This window comes from Microbacterium sp. NPDC055312 (assembly GCF_053645675.1).
On sequence record NZ_JBSHMU010000005.1, the window covers coordinates 1 to 22,855 of the forward strand.

Sequence of the window (22,855 nt, forward strand, 5' to 3'; positions counted from 1 at the left end):
CGACACTCCAGATGTCGGACCGGATGCCGTGATCCGGCCGACATCTGGAGTGTCGGCCCCCATCTTGTATCCCGACGGCCCGCGTCGGACGGTCACGTCGTGGCGGCGACCGTGACGGCGACGGCGACGGCGACGAGCCGGGCGGCGCGTCTGTTGCGGCGGAATCGCCGCAGGCGTAATGTCGCCGGTCGTGGCAAACGAAATGCGTGAGAACGCGGACGCCCCGCAGGTCGCGAAGCGCATCCTCCTCGGCGAACCCCTCACCACGCAGCAGGTCGACGATCAGCTGCTCCCCAAGCGCATGGCGCTGCCGATCTTCGCCTCCGACGCGCTGAGCTCGGTGGCCTACGGGCCGCAGGAGATGCTGATGATCATGCTCATCGGCGGGGTGTCGTTCCTGACCCTCAGCCCGTGGGTGGCGGCAGCCGTCGTGCTGCTGCTGATCGTCGTGGTGCTCAGCTACCGTCAGCTGATCAAGGCGTACCCGTCTGGTGGCGGCGACTACGAGGTCGCGTCGACGAACCTCGGCGAGGTCCCGGGCGTCGTGGTGGCCGCCGCCCTGCTCGTCGACTACGTGCTCACCGTCGCCGTGTCGATCGCGTCGGGCGTCGACAACATCATCTCCGCCGTGCCGCAGCTCAACCCGCTGCGGGTCGAGCTGGCCGTCGGCTTCGTCATCCTCATCGTGATCGTCAACCTGCGCGGGGTGCGCGAGGCGTCGACCGTGTTCGCGATCCCGACCTACGTCTTCATCGGCTCGGTCGTGCTGATGATCGTCACGGGGCTGATCCGCACCCTGCTCGGCGATGCGCCCGTCGCGACGAGCGCCGGCTACACCGTCGAGGCCGAGAGCATCTCGCAGGCGGCGATCGTGCTGCTCGTGCTGCGCGCGTTCTCGAGCGGATGCTCGGCCCTGACCGGCGTGGAGGCCGTGTCGAACGGTGTGCAGGCGTTCCGCAGTCCGAAGATCCGCAACGCCCAGGTCACCCTCACGTTGATGGGCTCCATCGCGGCGCTGCTCTTCACCGGGCTCACCGCGGTGGCGCTGATCGCGGGTGTGCGCTACGCCGAGAACCCGTGCGATCTGCAGGGCTTCGACTGCTCGGGCCCGCAGCCGAGCCTGATGGCGCAGATCGCCACGGCGACATTCGGCGGCGGCAGCATCCTGTTCTTCGTCATCCAGGCGGCGACGGCCTGCGTGCTGCTGCTGGCCGCCAACACGGCCTTCAACGGCTTCCCCCTGCTGGGTGCGGTGCTCGCCCGCGACGGCTACGCGCCGAAGGCACTGAACACCCGCGGCGACCGGCTGGTCTTCTCGAACGGGATGATCCTGCTCGGCATCGGCGCCGTCGCGGTGCTCGTGGCGTTCCAGGCGAACCTCACCGCGCTGATCCAGCTGTACATCATCGGCGTCTTCGTGTCGTTCTCGCTGGGGCAGATCGGCATGGTGCGGCACTGGCGCCGGATGCTGCGCGAGACGGCCCATCGACGACTGTCGGAGGTCGCCGCCGAGCGGCGCTCGGCCCGGGTGGGGCTGGTGATCAACTCGCTCGGTGCGACCATGACCGTCACGGTGCTCGTGATCGTGACGATCACGAAGTTCACGCACGGCGCGTGGATGGTGTTCTTCGCGATCCCGCTGCTGGCCCTGCTGATGCTGGGCGTGAAGCGGTACTACCGTGACGTCGAGCACGAGATCACCGTCGACGACACGACGCACTTCGGCTCGCAGGGCGACGTCGCCATCGTGCTCGTCAGCCGCCTGCAGAAGCCGGTGATCAAGGCCCTCGACTACGCGATCGCCGCACAGCACGACAAGACCATCGCCGTGCACATCGCCCTGACGCCGGAGGACGGCAAGGTGCTGCAGCGCGAGTGGGAGCAGCACCGCATCCCGGTTCCGCTGGTGATCCTCGAATCGCCGTACCGCACCTTCGCGCAGCCCGTCGAGCAGTTCATCCGGCAGTACCGCGAGAAGCACGGCCCGTCGGTCGTCACGGTCTACCTGCCGCAGTACATCGTCGGGCACTGGTGGGAGAGCCTGCTGCACAACCGGCGGGCGCGCCGCATCGCCTCGCAGCTGATGCTCGTGCACGGCGTGACGATCACGCTCGTGCCATGGCTGCTCGACTCGTCGGAGCTGATCTACGGGCGCCGGTCGCGCCCGGTGCCCGGGCAGGAGCGCGCCGGACGCCCCGTGGCGCTCTACGGCGACGCACCGCACGGTCGTCGCGCGCAGCGGCCGGCCGGACCCCCCGACGCCGGATGAGTGGACGAACCCAGGATTACGCTGTCGACATGCTCTCTCTGAACGACGTCGCCTGGCCGGTGCGCACCGAGCGGCTCGAGATCCGTCCGCTCGCACTCGACGATCTCGACGCGATGTGGGAGATCCGGCGTCTTCCGGAGGTGAACCGGTGGCTGGGGCGGGCCCCGGCGACCCGCGAGGCCTTCCACGAGACCTACTCCGAGCCGAGCCGGCGGGCGATGACCTTCGTGATCGTCCGACCGGATACCGAGACCGGCGCGCAGCCCATCATCGGCGATCTGATGATCCGCATCGAAGACGCCTGGGCGCAGGCCGAGGTCGCCGCGCAGGCGGCGGGGACCCAGGCCGAGCTGGGCTGGGCGCTCGCCCCCGAGCACACCGGGCAGGGCTACGCCGCCGAGGCGGTGCGCGCGGTGATCGATCTGTGCTTCACCACACTGGGCTTGCGGCGCGTGCACGCGGGATGCTTCGCCGCCAACGAGCCGTCGTGGCGACTGATGGAGCGTCTCGGGATGCGCCGCGAGGAGAGCAGCCGCAAGACCGGACTGCACCGCTCGGGCGAGTGGATGGACGGGCTGAATTACGCGCTACTCGCCGAGGAGTGGCCCGTCGAGCGCTGACGCCCCGACCGCGCCCGTCAGCCCGTCAGCCCGTCAGCGGTCGAGGACGGCCTCGGGGCGCAGGTCGAGCCGGCGCAGCGCCTGCGCGTTGAGCGCCACGACGATGGTCGACAGGCTCATCAGCACGGCGCCCGCCGACATCGGCAGCACGAATCCGATCGGCGCGAGCACGCCGGCGGCCAGCGGCACCGAGATCAGGTTGTACCCGGCGGCCCACCACAGGTTCTGCGTCATCTTGCGGTAGCCGGCCCGCGACAGCTCGATCACCGAGACCACCGCTCGCGGGTCGTCGGATGCCAGGATCACCCCGGCCGACCCGATCGCCACGTCCGTGCCGGCGCCGATCGCGATGCCGACATCCGCCTGCGCGAGCGCCGGAGCGTCGTTCACGCCGTCGCCGACCATCGCGACCCTCCTGCCCTCGCTCTGCAGCGCGGCGACCTTGGCCGACTTGTCCTCCGGGCGCACCCCGGCGAAGACCCGGTCGATCCCCAGCTCGTCGGCCACCGCGTGCGCGACGGCCTCGGCGTCGCCGGTGATCATCACCACCTCGATGCCGCGGGAGTGCAGCGCGTCGACGGCCTGCCGCGACTCGGCACGGATCTCATCGGCCAGCTTCAACCCGCCGATGACCCGTCCGTCGCGCAGCACGTGCAGGATGATCGCCCCTTCGGAGCGCCAGCGCTCGGCATCCGGCACCTCGTCGACACCGGCCTCGGTGAGCAGGTGCGGTCCGCCGACGCGGATCTCGGCGCCGTCGACCGTCGCGGTGACGCCGACGGCGGGCGACGAGCTGAAGCCGGTCGCCGTCAACGCACCGGTGGGTCCCTGAGCTCGTCGAAGGGCGGATGCCGCCCGGACGATCGCCTTCGCCAGCGGATGCTCGCTGTCGGCCTCAGCGGCCGCGGCGAGCGCCAGCACGGCATCATCGTCCCAGCCGTCGACCGGGGCGACGGCAGTGACGGTCGGCTCGCCCTTGGTGAGGGTTCCGGTCTTGTCGAACAGCACCGTGTCGACGGTGCGCATGCTCTCGAGCGCCAGCCGGTCCTTCACGAGCACGCCGGCGCGGGCTGCCCGCTCGGTCGCGATCGAGACGACCAGCGGGATGGCGAGCCCCAGGGCGTGCGGGCAGGCGATCACGAGCACGGTGATGGTGCGCACGACCGCCTCGTCGGGCATCCCGAACAGGGTCCAGACCACGGCGGTGATCGCGGCGGCACCCAGCGCGAACCAGAACAGCCAGGCGGCGGCCCGGTCGGCGAGGCGCTGCGCGCGCGAGCTCGACGCCTGTGCGTCGGAGACGAGCTTGCGGATGCCGGCGAGGGCGGTGTCGTCGCCGATGGCGTCGACCTCGATGCGCAGTCCCGAGTCGGTGGCGACCGTGCCTGCGGTGACGCGGTCGCCCACCCCGCGACCGACCGTGCGGGACTCGCCGGTGAGCATCGACTCGTCCATGCTGGCGCGGCCGTCGACGATCACGCCGTCGGCCGGCACGCTGCCGCCGGGGCGCACGATCACGACGTCGCCGATGCGCAGGTCGGCCGGATCGACGGCGGTGACCTCGTCGCCGTCGACGCGCTCGGCCTCATCCGGCAGAAGAGCTGCGAGCGAGTCGAGCGCTGAGGTGGTCTGCGCGAGCGAGCGCATCTCGAGCCAGTGACCCAGCAGCATGATCACGATCAGCAGCGCCAGCTCCCACCAGAACTCGAGTTCGTGGTGCAGGATGCCGAGACTCGCACCCCACGACGCGAGGAACGCGACGGTGATGGCCAGGCCGATGAGCAGCATCATCCCGGGCGTGCGGCTCCTGAGCTCGCCGACGGCTCCGGTGAGGAACGGGCGGCCGCCCCAGACGTACATCACCGTGCCCAGCAGCGGGGCGATCCAGCGCGCCCACCCCGGCACCTCGTAGCCGATGATCATCGCGAACATGCCGCTCGTCGCGACCACGGGGACGGCGATCAGCAGGTTGATCCAGAACAGCCGGCGGAACTGCCCGACGTGGTCGCCGTGCCCGCCGTGGTGGTCACCGTGGCCGGCGTGGGCGACATGGCCGCCGGAACCGGCGGTGTGGTCGCCATGGTCGTGGTTCCGGGGGTGTGTCTCGTGCGCATTCATGACGGATCCTTCTGATCAGCGGAACGCCCGCAGCCGCAGGCTGTTGCCCACGACGAACACGCTCGAGAACGCCATCGCGGCCCCGGCGAGCATGGGGTTCAGCAGTCCGAGCGCGGCGAGCGGGATCGCGGCGACGTTGTACGCGAACGCCCAGAACAGGTTGCCCTTGATGGTGCCGAGCGTGCGTCGGGAGAGGCGGATCGCGTCGGCCGCGGCGCGCAGGTCGCCGCGCACGAGAGTGATGTCGGATGCCTCGATCGCGACGTCGGTGCCGGTGCCCATGGCCATGCCGAGATCGGCCTGAGCCAGCGCCGGGGCGTCGTTCACCCCGTCGCCGACCATCGCGACGACCCGCCCCTCGCTCTGCAGGCGCGAGACGACCGCGACCTTGTCGGCCGGCAGCACCTCGGCGATGACCTCGTCGATGCCGACGTGAGCGGCGATGTGCCGTGCCGCGGCCTCGTTGTCTCCGGTCAGCAGCACGGGCCGCAGCCCGAGCGCCACGAGGGAGGCGACGGCCTCGGCGCTCGTGTGCTTGACCTCGTCGGCCACGACGATCATGCCCGCCGCCGCGCCGTCGCGGCCGACGAGGATCGCCGTCTGGCCGGCGGCCTCGGCATGCGCCTTCGCCGCGAGCAGATCGGCGGAGGGGTGGATCGACCAGTCCTCGAGCAGCGAGAGGCGCCCGACCACCATCGCGTGGCCCTGGACGACGCCCGTGACGCCCCGCCCGTCATGACTCTGGAACGATTCGACCTCCGGCAGCATCCGCTGCGAGGTCGGAGTCGTCAGAGCATCCGGACCGGCGGCGGCGGGTCGCGTGGCGGCTCGCCGCGCGGCATCCGGATCATCTGAGATCTCCGACGCGGCTGCGGCGATGGCGCGGGCGATCGGATGCTCGCTGGCGTGCTCGACGGCTCCCGCGAGCAGCAGCAGCCGATCGGCATCCACCCCCTGCCCGGGCACGACGGCGACGACCGACATGCGCCCCTCGGTGACCGTCCCGGTCTTGTCGAGCACGACCGTGTCGACCCGGCGGGTCGACTCGAGCACCTCGGGTCCCTTGATCAGGATGCCCATCTGCGCGCCGCGCCCCGTCCCCACGAGCAGGGCCGTGGGCGTCGCGAGACCCAGCGCGCACGGGCAGGCGATGATGAGCACCGCGACGGCGGCGGTGAAGGCGGCGGATGCCGGGAAGCCGAGCGCCAGCCAGGTGACGAGCGTGACGAGCGCGATGACGATGACGATGGGCACGAACACCGCGGAGATGCGGTCGGCGAGGCGCTGCACCTCGGCCTTTCCGCCCTGCGCCTCCTCGACCATGCGCGCCATCTGGGCGAGCTGCGTGTCAGCACCCACGCGTGTCGCGCGCACCACGAGCCGTCCGCCGGCGTTCACCGTCGCGCCGGTCACGGCATCTCCCGTCGCCACCTCGACGGGCACGGCTTCGCCGGTGATCATCGACTGGTCCACGGCCGACGTGCCCGAGACGACCACGCCGTCGGCGGCGATCTTCTCGCCCGGTCGCACGACGAACTCGTCGCCGACGCGCAGGTCGCCGATCGGGATGCGCACCTCGACGCCGTCCCTGAGCGCCGCGACGTCCTTCGCACCCAGCTCCATCAGCGCGCGCAGCGCGGCTCCCGCCCGGCGCTTGGCGCGCTTCTCGAAGTAGCGGCCGGCCAGCACGAACATCGTCACGCCCGCGGCGACCTCGAGGTAGATGTTGCCGGTCCCGTCGCTGCGGGTGATGGCGAACGAGAAGCCGTGGGTCATGCCCGGGTGGCCCGCCGTGCCGAGGAACAGCGCGTACAGCGACCACAGGAACGCGGCCGACGTGCCGAGGCTGATCAGCGTGTCCATGGTGGCGGCGCCGTGGCGCAGATTGACCCACGCCGCGCGGTGGAACGGCCAGGCGGCCCACACGACCACGGGCGCCGCCAGCGCGAGCGACGCCCACTGCCAGTAGGTGAACTGCAGGGCGGGGATCATCGCGAGCAGGATGACCGGGACCGACAGCACGATCGAGCCGATCAGCCGCTGACGCAGCGAGCGCAGCTCGTGGTCGTCGGCCGGCTCGGCATCCGGATGCTCCGCCCCGGCCGCCTCGGTGAGTGCGCGCGGCGCGGGCACCGCCGCCGAGTAGCCGGCATTCTCGACCTCGGCGATGAGCGCCGCCGTGTCGACCGGGCCGTCGACGACGATCTGCGCCTTCTCGGTGGCGTAGTTGACGCTCGCGCTGACCCCGTCGAGCCTGTTGAGCTTCTTCTCGATGCGCATCGCGCAGGATGCGCAGGTCATCCCGCCGATCTCGAGATCGACGCGGGTCTGCTCGACGCCCGACGGCGCCGCCTCGGTGCTCACGATCTGCTCCCCTGGGATCGAGCGGGGCTCAGGCCGTGACCGCGCGGTAGCCCGCTTCGTCGACGGCCGCGATGACCGCGTCGGCGTCGACGGGGGCTGCCGAGGTCACGACGAGGCGGCCGGTCTGCGCGCTGACATCGATGCTCTCGACGCCGGCGACCTTCTCGACCTCTTCGCGCACGGACATCTCGCAGTGCCCGCAGGTCATCCCGGTCACCTGGAATTCGGTGGTGCTCATGGTTCCTCCTTCGTCCGGTACCCCGGAGGGGTACTCTCACCAAGGTACTACGGAATACCCCCCTAGGGTATTCCGTAATGCGGCAAACATGGGCGCGTGAACCTCAGTGGCTGCGCTTGTGGCGGTACATCTCGACATCCGCCCGCCGCAGCGCATCCTCCAGCGACTCGTCCGCCTTCACCTGCACGACTCCCCACGACCAGGGGTGCGGGGTCAGCTGATGCATCCGCTCGAGCATCGACACGGCTCCCGCGTACGAGGTGTCGGGCAGCACCATCACGAACTCGTCGCCGCCGAGACGAGCGATCCGGTCCCGCACGCGCGAGAGCGAGGTCCACTGCGCCACGAGCGACTTCAGCAGCGCATCGCCCGCGTCGTGGCCCTTCTCGTCGTTCACCTCCTTGAAGTCGTCGAGGTCGATCGCGGCGATCGACAGCGCCTGCCCGCTGCGCGCGGCGTGGCGCCGCACCACGCTCATCTCCGACACCAGACCGCGGCGGTTCAGCGCTCCGGTGAGCGGGTCGGTCTGCGCCTCGACACGCATCCGGTCGCGTGCGAAGAAGCCGATCTCGAGGCAGATCCAGCTCATCACGACGAGACCGAAGACGTTCGCCACACCGAACAGCCCGGGAGCGGCCGCCCCGGGAACAGCCACGCCGCCGAACGGCCCGAGCACCATCGCCACACTGACCGAGACCAGGACGGCGGCTTCGACCCATCGGCCGATCCGCGCCCGGTTGAACCACGCGAGGTAGATCGCCATGACGGGCAGCTCCTGGATGCTGGCGACCGCGTTCTGCCGTTCATCCGAGAAGCCGACGTAGTAGACCGACACCGCGGCGTGCAGCAGCACCAGAATCAGCCCGGTGCTGCGCGCGAGACGCCGCCCGAACAGCAGCACGGCGGCGCCGACCCCGAAGCCGACGACCATGAGCACCGCCGACAGCACGATCTCGAACAGGGAGAGGTCGCGCTCGAACAGCTCGATCAGCAGCAGGAGCGAGAAGAACGCGCACATGATCGACGTCACGATCGAGAAGGTCGACGTGCGAGCGCGCATCCGTCGCAGCCGAGATGCGCCCCCTCGGCTGATTCGTGCCGCATCGGCCGAGCGTGTCCCCTGCTGCACCACGATCCATCCCCTTCCGCCGCGGGCGACCATCGCCCCTCCCCCGTGTCAGGCTATCGCGCGATATATCACGCGATAGCTGCAGCCGCAGCGAGGAATACACTGAAGATCCCTCAGGGACCGGAGTCGTATGTCTGAAATGCCGAGCGCGCGCGCGTTCTTCCAACCCATCGTCGATGTGGGCGCGATGCGCGCCATCGGCTTCGAGGCGCTCGCCCGCTTCGACGACGGCGTCTCGCCGCTCGAGCATCTGCGCGAGGCTGACGAGCGCGGCCGTCGCGCACAGCTGGAGCTGCAGCTCATCGAGAGCGCCGTGGACGCGGCGACCGTTCTGCCTGCCGAGGGATTCATCACCCTGAACGTCTCCGGACGCACCATGGCCTTTCCCCGGCTGGCCGAGACGCTGCGCCGCTGCGACCGCTCGTGGGGGCTCGAGCTGTTCGAGGGGGCGGATCCCGAGGAGTGCCTGGCGATACGCCAGCAGGTCGACGAGCTCGGCGGCTTCCTGCTGATCGACGACGCGGGAGTCGGCTTCGCCGACGAAGACCGCATCCGTCAGCTGCGTCCCGACATCGTGAAGATCGACCGCGCGGTGTTCTGGCGCTCACTGGCGGACGACGAGGGCCGGCAGCGCGTGCGCAGCATCCTCGATGCGGCGGACGAGGTGTGCGCACGCGCGCTCGTCGAGGGCGTCGAGGACGGCCCGCAGCTCGGTGCCGTGCGCGAGCTCGACGTCGACCTGGCCCAGGGATACCACCTGGGCCGGCCCACCCCCGTGGACGGGATCGCCGAGATGCTCGACGACCTAGAGCGGCGCGTCGGGGTGGATGCTTCGCGTCTCTGACCTGCGGCTCGCGCCGGAGTGCCCGGGTCGCTGCCACTGCGGCACGACCTTGATCATGCCCAGCACGACGTAGATGAGGGTGTTGATCGCGACGAAGGTCGCCAGCACGCCGAACCAGTCGCCGTACAGGATCGATTCGGGCAGCAGGATGCCGGTGCGGATCATCACTGGTCTCCTCTCTTCGCCGCAGCGGCGTTCGGCGCGGGCGTGCGACTGTGGTCGACGTGCTTCCACGTGGCGCTGCGCCCGAAGGCGATCTCGAAGACGCCCCGGAGGAAGGCGAGGTTCAGGAAGCTGTCGTAGACCAGCTCCGGGAAGACCAGCGCGGCGACCACGCGTGCGCGCCACCCGCCCTTCCAGGCGGTGATGACCCTCTCGGCCGAGAACAGCAGCCCGATCGCGATCCAGAACGGGAACCACACCCAGGTGTCCATCGCCAGCAGCATGATCAGCAGCAGCACGAAGTAGGCGAACAGCGCCAGGACACCGTAGCCGATGCCGATCTGCTGGGCCCAGTAGCGCAGCGTCTGCGGCGTGATGCCGTAGGCGCCGAGATTCTCGAGCGCACCGCGCTGCCACCGCAGGCGCTGGGCCCAGAGCATCCGCCATGTCGGCATGAGCTCGGTGACGACACTGCATTCCGTCGGCGAGATGGTGAGGCCGCCGAGGGACTTGATCGCGATCGTCAGCTCGTTGTCCTCGGTGAGGGCGAGGGTGTCGTACACCTCGCCCGGGATGCCGGGAAGCTGGCGCCCGCGCGCGGCGGCGACCTCGCGCAGCGCCGCCGAGCGGAACACCGAGGCGGTGCCGGTGAGCACGAACACCCGGCCGCGGCGCCGGCGGATCTCCCGCTGATAGCGGATGTACTCGTTGCGCTGGAACTGCCCGAGCAGGCCGTGTCCCTCCTCGCCCTCGAACAGCCCGCCCACGGCCATCAGGGCGCGATCGTCGGTGAAGCGGCGGGCGGCCTCGGCGAGGAACCCGTCACCGATCTGGCTGTCGGCGTCCATCACCATGACCGTGTCGTTGTCGCCCAGGGTGGGCAGCAGATCGGCGAGCGCCTGGTTGAGTGCGCCGCCCTTCTTGTGCGTGTTGCCGACTGTCTCGAACACGTCCGCGCCGTGCTGACGGGCGACCTCGACCGTGCTGTCGGTGCAGTTGTCGGCGACGACGATGACGCGCTGCGGCGGGCGCGTCTGCTGCTGCAGCGAGCTGAGCGTGTGCGGCAGCGAGCGCTCTTCGTTGTGGGCGGGGATCAGCACGGTCACGGTCACCTCGCCCGCGAAGACCCCGCGGGTGCGCGCCATGACGACGCGGGGCGCGAGGGGCAGCGCCGACACGTCGGCCTCGGCACGGCGGTACCGCTTGGCGACCACGCGCTCGCTGACGACGACGAACGCGACGAACAGCAGCGCGAGACCCAGGGCGACCGCCATGACCCCCGCGTTGGGGAGTTCGGCGCTGTAGAACAGGCGCCAGACGCCCGACAGGGTCACCTGCACCGGATGCCAGAGCTGGGGCGGATCGGTGACGGCGATGCCCCACCAGAGCAGGCTCGCAGCGGCGAGAACGACGACGATCACGACCAGCCCGACGGCGCGCTGGAAGAAGCGGTTCATCTGCGTCCTTTCCGCTCCCCAGCGACGCACCACACTCTATCGGCGCCCGGGCGGCGACGCGTTCGCGGTTCTCGATCCGCCCGGAGTGGTAGCGCTACCTGCCACAACGGTCAAGTCGAACAAACAACTGTGCACTTCGGGTTGTGAGCGCAAACATCCTGCGCTTTAATGGCTCCCGGGGCCTCATCCCGACGGCCTCCGCCCACTCAACTGACCTCAACGGGGAGCACAGCATGGCATCCACGTCCCGCACCATCCGCACCGCAGCCGTCATCGTCGTCGGCGCCGTATCGGCCTTCGGCCTGGCAGCCTGCAGCAGCGGCGGCCCGGCATCCGGCGGCGACGACGCCGTCACGATCGAGTACATGCACCGACTGCCCGACGGCAAGGACATGACCGCCGTCAAGGACATCGTGCAGCGCTGGAACGACGAGAACCCCGGCGTGCAGGTCAAGGCGACCAAGTTCGACGGCGCGGCGAGCGACATGATCCTCAAGCTCGAGACCGACGTGAAGGCCGGCAACGCCCCGTGCCTCGCGCAGACCGGCTACTCCGAGGTGCCGCAGCTGTTCGTGAAGGGCCTGCTGCAGGACGTCGCGACCGAGGCGAAGAAGTACGAGGACGACTTCTCGGCGGGCGCCTTCAGCGGCATGAAGGTCGGCGACGCCATCGTCGGCCTGCCCCAGGACGTCGGCCCGCTGGTGTACTTCTACAACGAGACCGCCTTCGGCGAGCTGGGCCTCGATGTGCCGGCCACGCTCGACGACCTCACCGCCGACAGCGCGACCGCCGCAGCGGCCGGCAAGTTCGTCACCGCGTTCACCCCCGACGAGGCATCGAACTGGCTTTCGGCTCAGGCCGCCGCCGCGGGCGACACCTGGTTCTCCAGCACCGACGACAAGTGGAAGGTCGACGCCGAGGGCGAGGGGGCGCAGCGCGTCGCCGCGTTCTGGCAGAACCTCATCGACGGCAAGCAGACGCTCACCACCGAGCGCTGGGGCGAGGGCTTCACGGCCGCTCTCAACGACGGCAGCCTGATCGGCCACGTGGGTGCCGCGTGGGAGGCGGGCTTCCTGCTCGACTCCCTCGACGGGACCCCTGCCGAGGGCCAGTGGCGCGTCGCGCAGCTGCCCGACTTCGGCGCGGGCCAGATCAGCGGCCCCGACGGCGGCTCGGGCGTCTCGGTGCTCAAGGGCTGCGAGCACCCGGCCGAGGCGATGAAGTTCAACGCCTGGTTCAACACGCAGGTCGACGACCTGGCATCCCAGGGTCTCGTCGTCGCCGCCGACGGTGCGGTCGAGACCCCCGAGAAGATGGCGCGCCAGTTCGGCGGGCAGGACGTTCTCGCCGAGCTCGCGACCGCGACGAAGAACCTGAACCCCGACTTCCCCTACGCTCCCGGCTTCTCGACGATGTCGAAGATGAACGAGGTCGCCGCGGGCGCCGCGAGCGGATCCGCGACGGTCGCCGACATCTTCGCCACGGGGCAGAAGACCGCGGTCGCGTCGCTGAAGGACCTCGGTCTGCCGGTCGCCGAGTGACCGGCGAGCACGACACAGAATGACGCCGACGGCGGAGAGCACCCGGGTGCTCTCCGCCGTCGTCCTGGATCAGGAGAGAGAGCCGTGACCGACACAGCCATCAGAGCGCGCACCGACGCAGCCGGCCCCGCACCCGAGGGCCCGGCGACGCAGCCGGAGCGCCCGGTGACACGACGACGAGGCCGCATCCGCCGCGAGGGGCTGACGGGATGGATGTTCCTCGCGCCGTTCGCGATCCTCTTCCTGATCGTGTTCGTCGTGCCGATCGTCGTCTCGATCCGGGCATCCTTCTTCGCCCAGCTGCCCTCCGGCGGAGGGCTCTACGGCGGAGGCGAGCTGGTCGACACGTTCGTCGGCTTCGACAACTTCGCGCTCGCCATCGGCAACAGCGCCTTCTGGGTCGGCATGGGTCGCGTCGTGCTCTACGCGGCCTTCCAGATCCCGGTGATGATCCTCGCCGCCCTCGCCCTGGCCCTGCTGCTGGACTCGTTCATCGTCCGCCGGCCCGGTCTGTTCCGGCTCTCGTTCTTCCTGCCGTACGCGGTGCCCGGTGTCATCGCGGCGATGATGTGGCTCTACCTCTACACGCCGCAGGTCTCACCCTTCCTCGAGTTCCTGCCCGAGGGCACGAACTTCCTGGCGCCGAGCACGATCCTGCTGTCGATGGCGAACATGACCACGTGGACCTACACCGGCTACAACATGCTGATCTTCCTGTCGGCGCTGCAGGCCGTGCCGCGTGATCTGTATGAGGCGGCGCGCATCGACGGAGCCAGCGGATGGCAGGTCGCGACGCGCATCAAGGTGCCGATGATGCGCGGGGCGGCGCTGCTCGCCGTGCTGCTGTCGATCATTGGCACGATCCAGCTGTTCAACGAGCCGGTGGTGCTCGAGAGCCAGAACCAGTGGATGGGCAAGGACTTCACCCCGATGATGCTCACCTACAACTCGATGATGGGCGAGATCTCGCCGTCGGGCAGCGGCCCGGCATCGGCCTACTCCCTGCTCATGGCCGTGATCGCCGGCGTGCTCGCGATCGTCTACGCACTGCTGCAGCGCCGCAAGGGGGACGCATGACCGCCACGACCACTCTGCTCGCCGCTGAGACCGCGGCCACGCGACGACCGCGGCGGCGCCCCGCGCCCGCCGCGGACCTGCCGCCGCGCTCGATCGCCCCGGGCCCGCTGGCGCGCATCTTCGGTGTCATCGCGCTGGTCATCGCGACGCTGTACTTCCTCGTGCCGGTGTTCTGGCTGGTGGTGGCATCGACGAAGAGCAACGCCGACCTCACCTCCACCTTCGGGTTCTGGTTCGCCGAGTGGAACCTCGGCGCGAACTACGAGAGCCTGATGGGCTGGACGCAGGGGCTGTTCTGGCGCTGGGTCGCGAACTCGATCCTGTACTCGGTCAGCGCGGGGGTCATCGGCACGCTCGTCGCGGTCATGGCGGGGTACGCGATCGCGAAGTTCGTCTTCCCGGGCAGGCGCATCGCGGTCGGCGTGATCATGGGCGGGCTGCTGCTTCCGGTCGCCCTGCTCACCGTGCCGCTGTACATCGAGTTCCACGCCCTGGGGCTGACCGACACCATCTGGGCGATCATCATCCCCTCGGCGGTGTCGCCGTTCGGCGTGTTCCTCGGCATGGTCTTCGCGCAGTCGTCGGTGCCCACCGAGCTGCTCGAGGCGGCGCGCATCGACGGGGCGGGCGAGATCCGCATCTTCTTCACCATCGTGCTGCGCCTGCTGGGACCGGCGATGGTGACGATCTTCCTGTTCATCTTCGTCGCGACGTGGAACAACTTCCTGCTGCCGCTGCTGATGGTCTCCAGCGCCGAGCTCAAGCCTGTGACGCTCGGCCTGTACGGCATGATGAGCTACTTCTCCCCCGACAAGGGAGCGGTCATGCTCGGCGCTCTGCTGGGCGTGGTGCCGCTTATCATCCTGTTCTTCACCCTGCAGCGCTACTGGCGCTCGGGCCTGACCGCCGGCGCCGTCAAGGGCTGACGCCGGCGCCGTCCGCACCACCCGCGACGTCTCCATCGGGCATCGGCTCGGTGGAGACGTTGCGCGTGAAGAGCACGAGCCACGTGAACACCACCACCACCGCCAGCAGCTCGACCGCGGTGAGGTTGTAGTACCCGAACGGCACCCAGAGCAGCACGATCAGCACCATCGCGGCGACGAACACGACGCTGGCCACGACGAAGGCGCGCGGCAGTCCCGCGATCAGCGCAGGGCACGCCGCGATCAGGGCGACGAACGCGATGATCAGCCCGATCGAGAAGGTGTTGTGCAGCAGCTGACTGACGTCGACGGGCACCGCGCCGACGCCCATGAAGGCGACGCCCACGACGACCAGCAGGGTCCGCACGATGCCGACGCCGCGCGCCGGCACCGCGTACCGGATGCTGCGCACCCGAAGATCCCGGGTTAGATACGCCGACAGGGTGATCAGCACCAGACCGGAGAGGATGACGGTCACGTTGAACGCGTACGAGCCGCTCGCCACCCGCATCCCGAGCGCCGAGAAGTTGTTCTGCCACCACAGCTCGTCTTCGGCGGAGAGCATGCTCGAGAGCGTGCCCGCCGCGAGGAACAGCGCCAGCAGGGTCGCCACGCGCTGCGTGGTCACGTCGGAGGCCAGCAGCGACAGCGCGTAGGTGCTCGCGGCGACGGCGCCGGCGGTGAGCAGCGACGCCGCGAAGGCATCGATCGCGAGGTACCGGAACGCGAGCTGCGCGATCGAGAACAGCGTGGCGATCAGCAGCATCACCATGCCGCAGGCCGTGAGAGTGAGCCCGAGCACGTCGAAGGCGCGTCGCAGCCGCGAGCGCCGCGTCTGCGCGTCGGCTGCGCTTCGACGTCGATCGGCGCGGACGTAGGTGATCGCGAACACGGGGATGCCGACGAGCCCGGCGACCACGGCGGCGAACGAGCCCACCGGCAGCGCTCCGTCGGCAAGACCCACCAGGCGTCCGGCGAAGACGACCAGCCCGGCGATCAACCCGATGACGGCGCCGACACCCGCGACGACGATGGCGCGGGATTCGGCGTCGGGCGCCGATCGTGCGCGCCGCTCGGCGGCATCCGGGGTCATCGCCGGAACACCGTTCTGCCGGCGACCAGCGTCTGCGAGACGGGGATGCCGCTGATCCGGGTCGGATCGACGCGCGTCGGGTCGTCTTCCAGCAGCACCAGGTCGGCGTGCTTGCCCACCTCGATCGACCCGGTGATCTCATCCGAGCGGCACTGCCAGGCTGCGTCGATCGTCACCGCGCGCAGCGCCGCCTCGACGGGGATGCGCTCGTCGCCGGCGAGCACCTCGCCGTTCTCGGCCATGATCCGGGTCACCGCGTCTTCGACGCAGCGCAGCGGCTCCAACGGCGTGACGCTCCAGTCGCTGTGCAGCGAGATGCGCAGCCCGCCGCGCAGCGCCGAGGCGCACGGGTCGTAGCGCGCGGCGCGGTCGGGTCCGAGCAGGCGGTCGCGGAACGCCGCGCCCCACCAGCGGAGGTGACCGATGAGGAACGACGGCGACAGCCCCAGCTCCGCCATCCGGTCGATCTGCTCGGGATGCAGGATGCTGCAGTGCTCGATGCGATGGCGGTGGTCGGGGCGCGGGTGGAAGCGCAGCACCTGCTCATAGGCGTCGAGGGTCGCATCGATCGCGGCGTCGCCGTTGGCGTGCACCCCGACCTGCCAGCCGTCCGCGTGCGCGCGCCCGATGATCTCGGCGAGCTGCTCGGGCGTGTGGTTCAGCGCGCCGCACGACTGCGTGCCGAGGTACGGCTCGCGCTGGTACCCGGTTCCCGCCTGATTGGAGCCGTCGGCCCAGGCCTTGATGCCGTGCACGCGCAGCATGTCGTCGCCGTCGCCGGGGCGCACCCCGTGCTGCATCCACGAGTCGTACGCGGTCGACACGAGCATTCCCCGGTACCGCACCGGGGAGTCCTCACCCATCGCCCGGCGCAGCGCATCGAGGTCGGCCGCGCCCGCCATCGCGCCGATGCTGCAGTCGTGCAGCATCGTGGCGCCGGTGGCTGCGGCGTGCTCGAGCAGGCCGCGGATGCGCTCGACGAGCGCATCCTCCCCGAGCACCGGAAAGCCCCCGGCGAACGCGGCGACGGCAGGCGGCTCCTCGAGTCGACCGGTGAGCTCGCCGGCGGCATCCCGCTGATACCTGCCACCGAGCGGATCGTCGCTGCGCCGGTCGACCCCCGCCGCTCGCAGCGCAGCCGAGTTCGCGTACGCGATGTGCCCGTTGCTCTCCAGCACCAGTGCCGGGTGGTCGGGGACGAGCCGGTCGAGCTCCTCCCTGTCGAGCCGCGGGTCGCCCGAGGTGATGCTCGGGTCGAACTGCTGGGCCAGCACCCAGCCCGTCGCGGCCGGCGTCGCCGTGCGCAGGCGATCCCGCACGGCATCCGCGTCGGGCGTCGCCATCGGACTGATGTCGATCCAGTCGGCGAGCTGCACGAGCGCGGAGTGCATGTGCGGGTCGACGAGTCCCGGCATCAGGGTGCGTCCGCCGAGGTCGATCCGCTCGGTGCGCCGACCGACGAGCTCGAGCACCTCGGCGGCCTCCCCTGCCGCGACGATCCGTCCGGCGCGCACGGCCACCGCCGCGACCCTGGGACGGCGCGGATCCATGGTCAGCACCGTTCCGCCCGAGAGGACGAGGTCGGCGTCGCCGTCGTCGGGGCCGGTCGCCGGTACGCTTTCGCGCGCAGTCATGCATTCACCTTAGGTGCACCCGCGGCTCGGCGACCGACCGGATACGGACAGGTGCCAGGCGCGCGAACGGCGGCTCCGGACCGGGTCCGGAGCCGCCGTCGGGTGTGGTGTCAGGCCGCGCGGCGGCGTCGCACCAGCAGCACCCCGCCCAGCGCCATCAGCGCGAGGGCTCCGAGCGCGATGCTCGATGTCAGGATGCCGTCGAGCCCGGTCATCGGCAGCGTCCCGGAGATGCCGTCGCTGCCGTCCGCTCCGAGGGCCTGCGTGACCGCGAGGTCGGCGCGGGCGATCTCCTCACCCGCGCTGTCCGTCGCGACGAGCGCGTGCTGCCCGGCTGCGGTCGTCACCGGCACGATGACGGTGGCGACAGCCGTGCCGTCGTCGCCGACGCGCACCTCGCCGATCCGCACGGGCTCGGAGTGCAGCCACAGCTGCACGGCCGCCCCGGACTCGAACCCGCGCAGCTGCACGTCGAGGCTCGCGCCGGCGCGCACCGACCCCACGGCGGGCGTCACGGTCGGCTTCAACGCCGGGGGCGCCTTCCGGACCTTCAGCGCGGCAGACGCGAGCGTCTCGCCGTTCTGTCCCTTGACGAGCACCTGCCGCGCTCCCGGTGCGGCGTCCGCCGGGATCAGCAGGTTCGTCGACAGGGCGCCCTCGGCGTCGACAGCGGCCTGCGCGAGGCGCTGGTCGTCCAGCCAGAAGGTGACCGCGCTGTCCGGCGCGAAGCCGGTCAGATCGGCCTTGACCGTGCCGCCGGCCGCGACGCTCTTCGCGCCGAGCACCAGCGACGGGTCGACGGCCGGCGGCGTGCAGCCGTCGAGGTCGTCCTCAGCGCGCTCGGCGGGAGCATGGCCCTCCTGGGCGGTGCCGACACCGTAGATGCCCATCTCGGCGACCGCCGCGAACGGCGTGCCCGAGATCGACGACAGCGCGGTGACCCGCACGTAGCGCGCCTGCGTGCCCTCGAACGACACGTCCTGCTGCTCGGCGACGTTCTTCCACTCGCCCTCGGCGACCTTCGTGTACGTCGCGCCGTCAGCGGACACCTCGACCGTGTACGCCTTGATCGGCCCGTTGGTGTTCGCCGCGCGTCGCACGTACGAGATGCCGTCGACCTGTGCCGGGGACCCGAGGTCGAAGGTCAGCGAGTGCGGGTACGACGCCTGGTCCGAGCTCCATCTGCTGTGCCAGATCGTCGAGCGGTCTCCGTCGAGCACGTTGACCGCGCGCCCGTCCTCACCCGCGGTCTCCTCAGAGCTCGCCGTCACGCCGATCTGCGTGTGCGGGATGCGTGCACGCTGCGCGACGCTCGCGCTCAGCTCGGCGCTGACCGTGCGCACGTCGCAGTCGGCCCGGTAGGTGGCCGTGACCCCGACGGGGATCGTCTTTCCGGCATCCGCGGCGAGAGCGGTGATAAGCCAGACGGTCTGCACGCTCTCGCCGACGGCGACCTCGTCGAACACGTTCGACGAGCCCTGTGCGACCTGCACCTCGTAGCCCTCGGGCAGGTCGAGCTGCACGCCGACGTTCTGCGCGTCGACGTCCTCGCTGTTGGTGAAGGTCGTCGTGAACGTCGCCTGCGTGCCGGGGCTCAGCACCGCGCCGTCGGCCGTGACCGCCGCACACGGGGTGCCGCCGGGCGTCTCGCCGCGATCGGTGACCGTGAAGTCGTCGAGGATGAAGTCCACCGCGGGACCGGCCAGACGCTCCAGGCCGACCCACGAGTAGTCACCGCACCCGACCGCGACGGTCTGCGTGAAGCGCTCGGTCTCGAGCGCCTGCGCGATCGGGGTGCGCGACAGCACGGCCGAGCTCAGCTCGCCCCCGGCGATCGTGTCGGTGCCGGCCAGCCAGCGGTAGGCGCCGTCGGCGCCGACCTGGTAGTCGAACGAGATGTCGTAGGTGTGACCCGGCTGCAGGGCGACGAGGGTCGGGTCGGTGCGGTACACGACACCGGTGTTCTCGGAGTGCGACATCAGCGAGCTGCCACCCGACAGCACCGAGTCGACCGCGCGGCCGGGCTCGGAGCCCTCCGGGTTGTGCGGCTTGGCCGTGTTGCGCCACGCGGCGCTGGTGTACGGGTCCTGCTTGTGCGAGATGCTCGTGCGCGGGTCGTCGATGCCGTTGGCGTCGCCCTTCACGAACGGCCCCCAGCCGGGCTGGTTGCCCTCGAAGTCGTTCGAGTAGACGGTGCCGGCCGCGTGCGGCGCGGTGGTGTCGCGCATGACGCGGGCGTTGTCGACCCGCACCGTGCTCTCGCCCGCGGCCGCCGAGACGGCGACCTCGACCTCACCCGATGCCGGTGCGAGGAACGACACCGCCCCGCGCTGGTAGTACAGGCCCGACTTCGAGTCCGCGCGCATGTAGTTGTACGTCGGCGAGAGGTTCCACGTGCGGGTGACCGCACCGGCCCCGGCGTCGACCGACACGGTCACGTCGCGCAGGGCGTCGTGGTCGATCTGCACCTGGGCCGAGAAGGTGTAGCGCTCGCCCGGGGTCAGTCCGGTGACCGTCTGGCTGATCGACGACGCACCGGCGCCGAGCACGGCGACGTTGTCGCCGGTCGGGTCGGCCTTGCCGTCGCCGTGGGACGTGCGGGCCAGCGAGACATCACCCGACCGATGCCAGGCATCCAGCGAACCGGAGTTGAATCCCGGGTCGTCGAGACCGGCGTCGTGGTAGGCGACGGCGGCGCGCTCCGCGCCGCCCTGCGGCACGACCGCATACGCGACACCGGCCTCGCCGGTGAGCGTGAGCGTGCCGTCGACGGCGTTCACCGTGGTGACCTTCTCACGTCCCTGATCGGTCAGCTGGAACACGTCGAACGCGGTGTTCCCGCTGAACGCGCCGGTGAGGCCGAAGGTCTTCTTGCCGCCGGATGCCGAGAAGAAGTACATCTTGTCGGCATCGACCGGCGAGCCCGCCTCGTCGTTCGATGCGAGCGTCTGCCACGGCAGCAGGTACGAGTCGCCGCGCAGCACGGTCGCCCCGTCCATGGTGATGACGCGGGTTCCGCCGTCGATCGCGACCTGCACGTCGTCGGTCAGCGTGGCGGCCTTGCCGGCCTGGTAGCTGAGCAGGTCGAACTGCTGGATGAACTTGGTCGGCAGGCTCTGGGTCCACACGTTGTCGATGAAGCCGTCCCAGTTGCTGTTGCCCACCCAGCCCTCGGCGTCGACCAGCCGCTGCTGGCCGAGCAGGGCGTCGTCGTTCCAGATGTCGGCCTGGCCGTTCTGGATGAAGCGCACCATCGTCGAGTTGATGCCCTTGTTGGTCTTGCCGCCGTAGGCGAGGTCGTTGGGCCAGTGCGCCCACACCGAGCTGTCGACGAACTTGTCACCCCACTCGGTCGCGACCTCGAGATCGAGCTCGTTCAGCTTGTTCGCGAGCTCTTCGGCGACCCAGCCGTTGGAGTAGTACACGTCGACGTAGACGCCGCTGAGGCCCGGGGCCTCGGCCGCCAGCTGCTCGAACCGGTCGAGCACGCGCCCGGTGCCGAGATCGACCTGCTGGTCGATGTAGAACGACTGGTCGAGCCAGTTCCAGCCGGGGCTGTACGGCGCCTTGCCCTGCAGGATCGCGCTGTCGAACGAGTCGGCCTGCGGGTAGATCTCGGTGGCGTTCACGTGCACGCTCATGTCGGCGTTCAGCGCGGCGCCCTCGCCGATCAGGTGGTTCAGGTCGCCGAGCCCGCCGGCGCGCTCGTTGTAGTTTCCGCCGTAGTCGGTGTTCGCCGAGTCGTGACCCTCACTGCCGTAGCCCTTGTTGAGCACCCACTGGCCGAGACCGTCGGTCTGGTTGGCGATGCGCTTGGTGTTGTCGAGCACGAGGTCGAAGTAGTTCGTCGCGCTCGAGGCGAAGTTGAACGGGATGCGGCTGACCACGCGCTCGGCGACGCGCTCGGCTCCCTTGCGGGGCGCGTCGACCTCGCGGTAGCGGATGCCGGCATCCTGCCAGTCGACCGCCTTGTCGCCGTTGCGGTCGCCGGCGAACATCACGCTCACCCGGGGCAGCTCGTAGGTGGCGACGCGGTCGTCGGCCGCGCTGGTGGGGTGCACGAGCCAGGCGTTCGAGCCGATCTCGGCAGAGCGGCCGTCGGTGTCGGTGATGCGGGTGGTCAGGCGGGTGTTCCACGATGCGGTGCCGCCGGATGCCTGGGTGGTCGCGTTCGTGATGATGCTGCCGATCAGCTCTCCGTCGCCGAGGAACGCGTAGGCGGCGCTCTTCGCGCCCGTGGCGCTCGACGCGGTGATCGAGATGTGCTCGTCGGCGTTCGTCGTGCTGTCGGGGCTGGCGATCGTGCGGTCGAGCGTCGCGCCGGCACCCGCCGAGAGGAACGTGTTGCCCGGCAGGCCGAGGGTGTTGACGACGTCGCCGCCGGTGATCTTCGTCACCTCGAAGTGCACCGTGCCGTCGTCGGCGACGCGCACCGTGCTGTGCACGGTGACGTCGACGCCGGAGAGCGTCGACACGTAGTCGACCTTCGAGGCCGACGCGATCGCGACCGTCTCGGCGGGGTAGGTCTTGCCGTTGACGGCCCACGCGTCGCCGCCGGTGCGCTGACCGGCGAAGGACGCGTCGCCGACCTCGTACCCGCGGATCCGCGGGAAGGTCCGATCGACGGATGCCGTGGTGCCGCCGGCCGAGATGCGGTGCACCTCGTCGGCCGGGATCTCGGGGGTGGTCGGCTGCTCGGGCTCGGCGACCGGCGGGATCACCTGGTCGGAGAGCACCTCGATCTCGCCGGCGCCGCCGCCGTTGCCGTCCATGTCCTGCGCCTCGACGATCACGAGGGCGACGAAGCGGCCCGTGACGGCCTCGCTGAGGGCGATCCGCTGCTTCTGGGTGTCCGACGTCGGCGCCTCGAGCTGTCCCGTCGCGACCGGCGCACCCCAGCCGCCGTCGGCCGGGGACCCCTTCGCGGTGGCGGCGTCGTCGGTGACGTAGACCTCGACGGACTTCGCGTCGATGCGCTGACCGCGCTTGCCCGAGTAGTCGAGCGCCTTGATCGACACCGCGCGCTGCAGGTCGATGGCGATCCAGTGCGGGAACGGCGCCGTGTTCGCGTAATCCGAGACCCACTGCGTGCTGTAGTCGCCGTCGAACGCGCCGAGGGCCGTTCCGTCGAGCGCGGGGGGCGCGGGGTAGGCCGCCGATTCGCTGGAGACCGCGTGCAGGCGGTACTCCGTCTTGGGCACCGGCGTCAGCTCGGCGCCCACGGCGGGGACGGCGGCGACGACACCGCCGAACACGAGCGCGCTCGTCAGCACGGAGCCGACGAGGCATCGTGGTCGGGATGGTCTGGCGGGGGATCTCAGCACCATTGGTGGCCTTCCGGTCGGTGCGACGCTCCGGCGCGTCGCTGCGCATACTCGAACAC

General features: G+C 70.4%; 15 protein-coding genes. 6 read left to right on the top strand and 9 right to left on the bottom strand.

Annotation, left to right across the window (positions count from 1 at the left end; all coding sequences use genetic code 11):
* Positions 1–202: 202 nt before the first annotated feature.
* Together ACWIDW_RS12085 and ACWIDW_RS12090 are read left to right on the top strand one after the other, a co-directional pair.
* Complete coding sequence (locus tag ACWIDW_RS12085) at positions 203–2,269, top strand: APC family permease (protein WP_454125565.1); 2,067 nt, start codon at positions 203–205, stop codon at positions 2,267–2,269.
* A gap of 29 nt (positions 2,270–2,298) precedes the next feature.
* Positions 2,299–2,889, top strand: a complete 591-nt coding sequence (locus ACWIDW_RS12090) for a GNAT family N-acetyltransferase (RefSeq protein ID WP_454125566.1) — start codon at positions 2,299–2,301, stop codon at positions 2,887–2,889.
* Between the two features lie 33 nt (positions 2,890–2,922).
* On the opposite strand, the gene ACWIDW_RS12095 is transcribed toward ACWIDW_RS12090, so the two are convergent.
* The 4 genes from ACWIDW_RS12095 to ACWIDW_RS12110 form a co-directional block, all read right to left on the bottom strand.
* Positions 2,923–5,007, bottom strand: a complete 2,085-nt coding sequence (locus ACWIDW_RS12095) for a heavy metal translocating P-type ATPase (protein WP_454125567.1) — start codon at positions 5,005–5,007, stop codon at positions 2,923–2,925.
* Positions 5,008–5,022: 15 nt separating this feature from the next.
* Positions 5,023–7,371 (bottom strand): heavy metal translocating P-type ATPase, encoded by a 2,349-nt coding sequence (locus ACWIDW_RS12100; RefSeq protein WP_454125568.1) that lies wholly within the window; start codon positions 7,369–7,371, stop codon positions 5,023–5,025.
* A gap of 28 nt (positions 7,372–7,399) precedes the next feature.
* A complete protein-coding gene (locus ACWIDW_RS12105; RefSeq protein ID WP_454125569.1) occupies positions 7,400–7,609 on the bottom strand; it encodes a heavy-metal-associated domain-containing protein in 210 nt (69 codons plus the stop codon).
* A gap of 103 nt (positions 7,610–7,712) precedes the next feature.
* A complete protein-coding gene (locus ACWIDW_RS12110) occupies positions 7,713–8,669 on the bottom strand; it encodes a diguanylate cyclase (protein WP_454125570.1) in 957 nt (318 codons plus the stop codon).
* A 208-nt stretch (positions 8,670–8,877) separates the two neighbouring features.
* On the opposite strand from ACWIDW_RS12110, the gene ACWIDW_RS12115 reads away from it, so the two are divergent.
* Positions 8,878–9,582: an EAL domain-containing protein gene (locus tag ACWIDW_RS12115; protein ID WP_454125571.1), complete on the top strand. Its 705-nt coding sequence runs from the start codon at positions 8,878–8,880 to the stop codon at positions 9,580–9,582.
* Here ACWIDW_RS12115 and ACWIDW_RS12120 read toward each other — a convergent pair.
* Positions 9,544–9,747, bottom strand: a complete 204-nt coding sequence (locus ACWIDW_RS12120; protein ID WP_454125572.1) for a hypothetical protein — start codon at positions 9,745–9,747, stop codon at positions 9,544–9,546. The two genes, ACWIDW_RS12115 and ACWIDW_RS12120, sit on opposite strands and share 39 nt — an antisense overlap.
* Entirely contained in the window at positions 9,747–11,201 is a 1,455-nt protein-coding gene (locus ACWIDW_RS12125) for a glycosyltransferase (protein ID WP_454125573.1), read from the bottom strand. The genes ACWIDW_RS12120 and ACWIDW_RS12125 overlap by 1 nt, the downstream gene beginning before the upstream one ends.
* A gap of 233 nt (positions 11,202–11,434) precedes the next feature.
* Between ACWIDW_RS12125 and ACWIDW_RS12130 the strand changes: the two genes are divergently transcribed.
* The 3 genes from ACWIDW_RS12130 to ACWIDW_RS12140 all read left to right on the top strand — a co-directional run bounded on the left by ACWIDW_RS12130 (position 11,435) and on the right by ACWIDW_RS12140 (position 14,745).
* Positions 11,435–12,742 (top strand): ABC transporter substrate-binding protein, encoded by a 1,308-nt coding sequence (locus tag ACWIDW_RS12130; protein WP_454125574.1) that lies wholly within the window; start codon positions 11,435–11,437, stop codon positions 12,740–12,742.
* An 84-nt stretch (positions 12,743–12,826) separates the two neighbouring features.
* On the top strand, positions 12,827–13,819 hold the full coding sequence (locus ACWIDW_RS12135; protein WP_454125575.1) for a carbohydrate ABC transporter permease: 993 nt from the start codon (positions 12,827–12,829) through the stop codon (positions 13,817–13,819).
* Complete coding sequence (locus ACWIDW_RS12140) at positions 13,816–14,745, top strand: carbohydrate ABC transporter permease (RefSeq protein WP_454125576.1); 930 nt, start codon at positions 13,816–13,818, stop codon at positions 14,743–14,745. The genes ACWIDW_RS12135 and ACWIDW_RS12140 overlap by 4 nt, the downstream gene beginning before the upstream one ends.
* Here the strand turns inward: ACWIDW_RS12140 and ACWIDW_RS12145 are convergent.
* From ACWIDW_RS12145 to ACWIDW_RS12155, 3 genes are all read right to left on the bottom strand, one after another.
* On the bottom strand, positions 14,735–15,838 hold the full coding sequence (locus ACWIDW_RS12145; RefSeq protein ID WP_454125577.1) for a hypothetical protein: 1,104 nt from the start codon (positions 15,836–15,838) through the stop codon (positions 14,735–14,737). The two genes, ACWIDW_RS12140 and ACWIDW_RS12145, sit on opposite strands and share 11 nt — an antisense overlap.
* A complete protein-coding gene (locus ACWIDW_RS12150; protein WP_454125578.1) occupies positions 15,835–17,472 on the bottom strand; it encodes an amidohydrolase in 1,638 nt (545 codons plus the stop codon). Before ACWIDW_RS12150 ends, ACWIDW_RS12145 begins: the two co-directional genes overlap by 4 nt.
* 110 nt (positions 17,473–17,582) lie before the next feature.
* Complete coding sequence (locus tag ACWIDW_RS12155; protein WP_454125579.1) at positions 17,583–22,745, bottom strand: endo-alpha-N-acetylgalactosaminidase family protein; 5,163 nt, start codon at positions 22,743–22,745, stop codon at positions 17,583–17,585.
* Positions 22,746–22,855 lie beyond the last annotated feature (110 nt).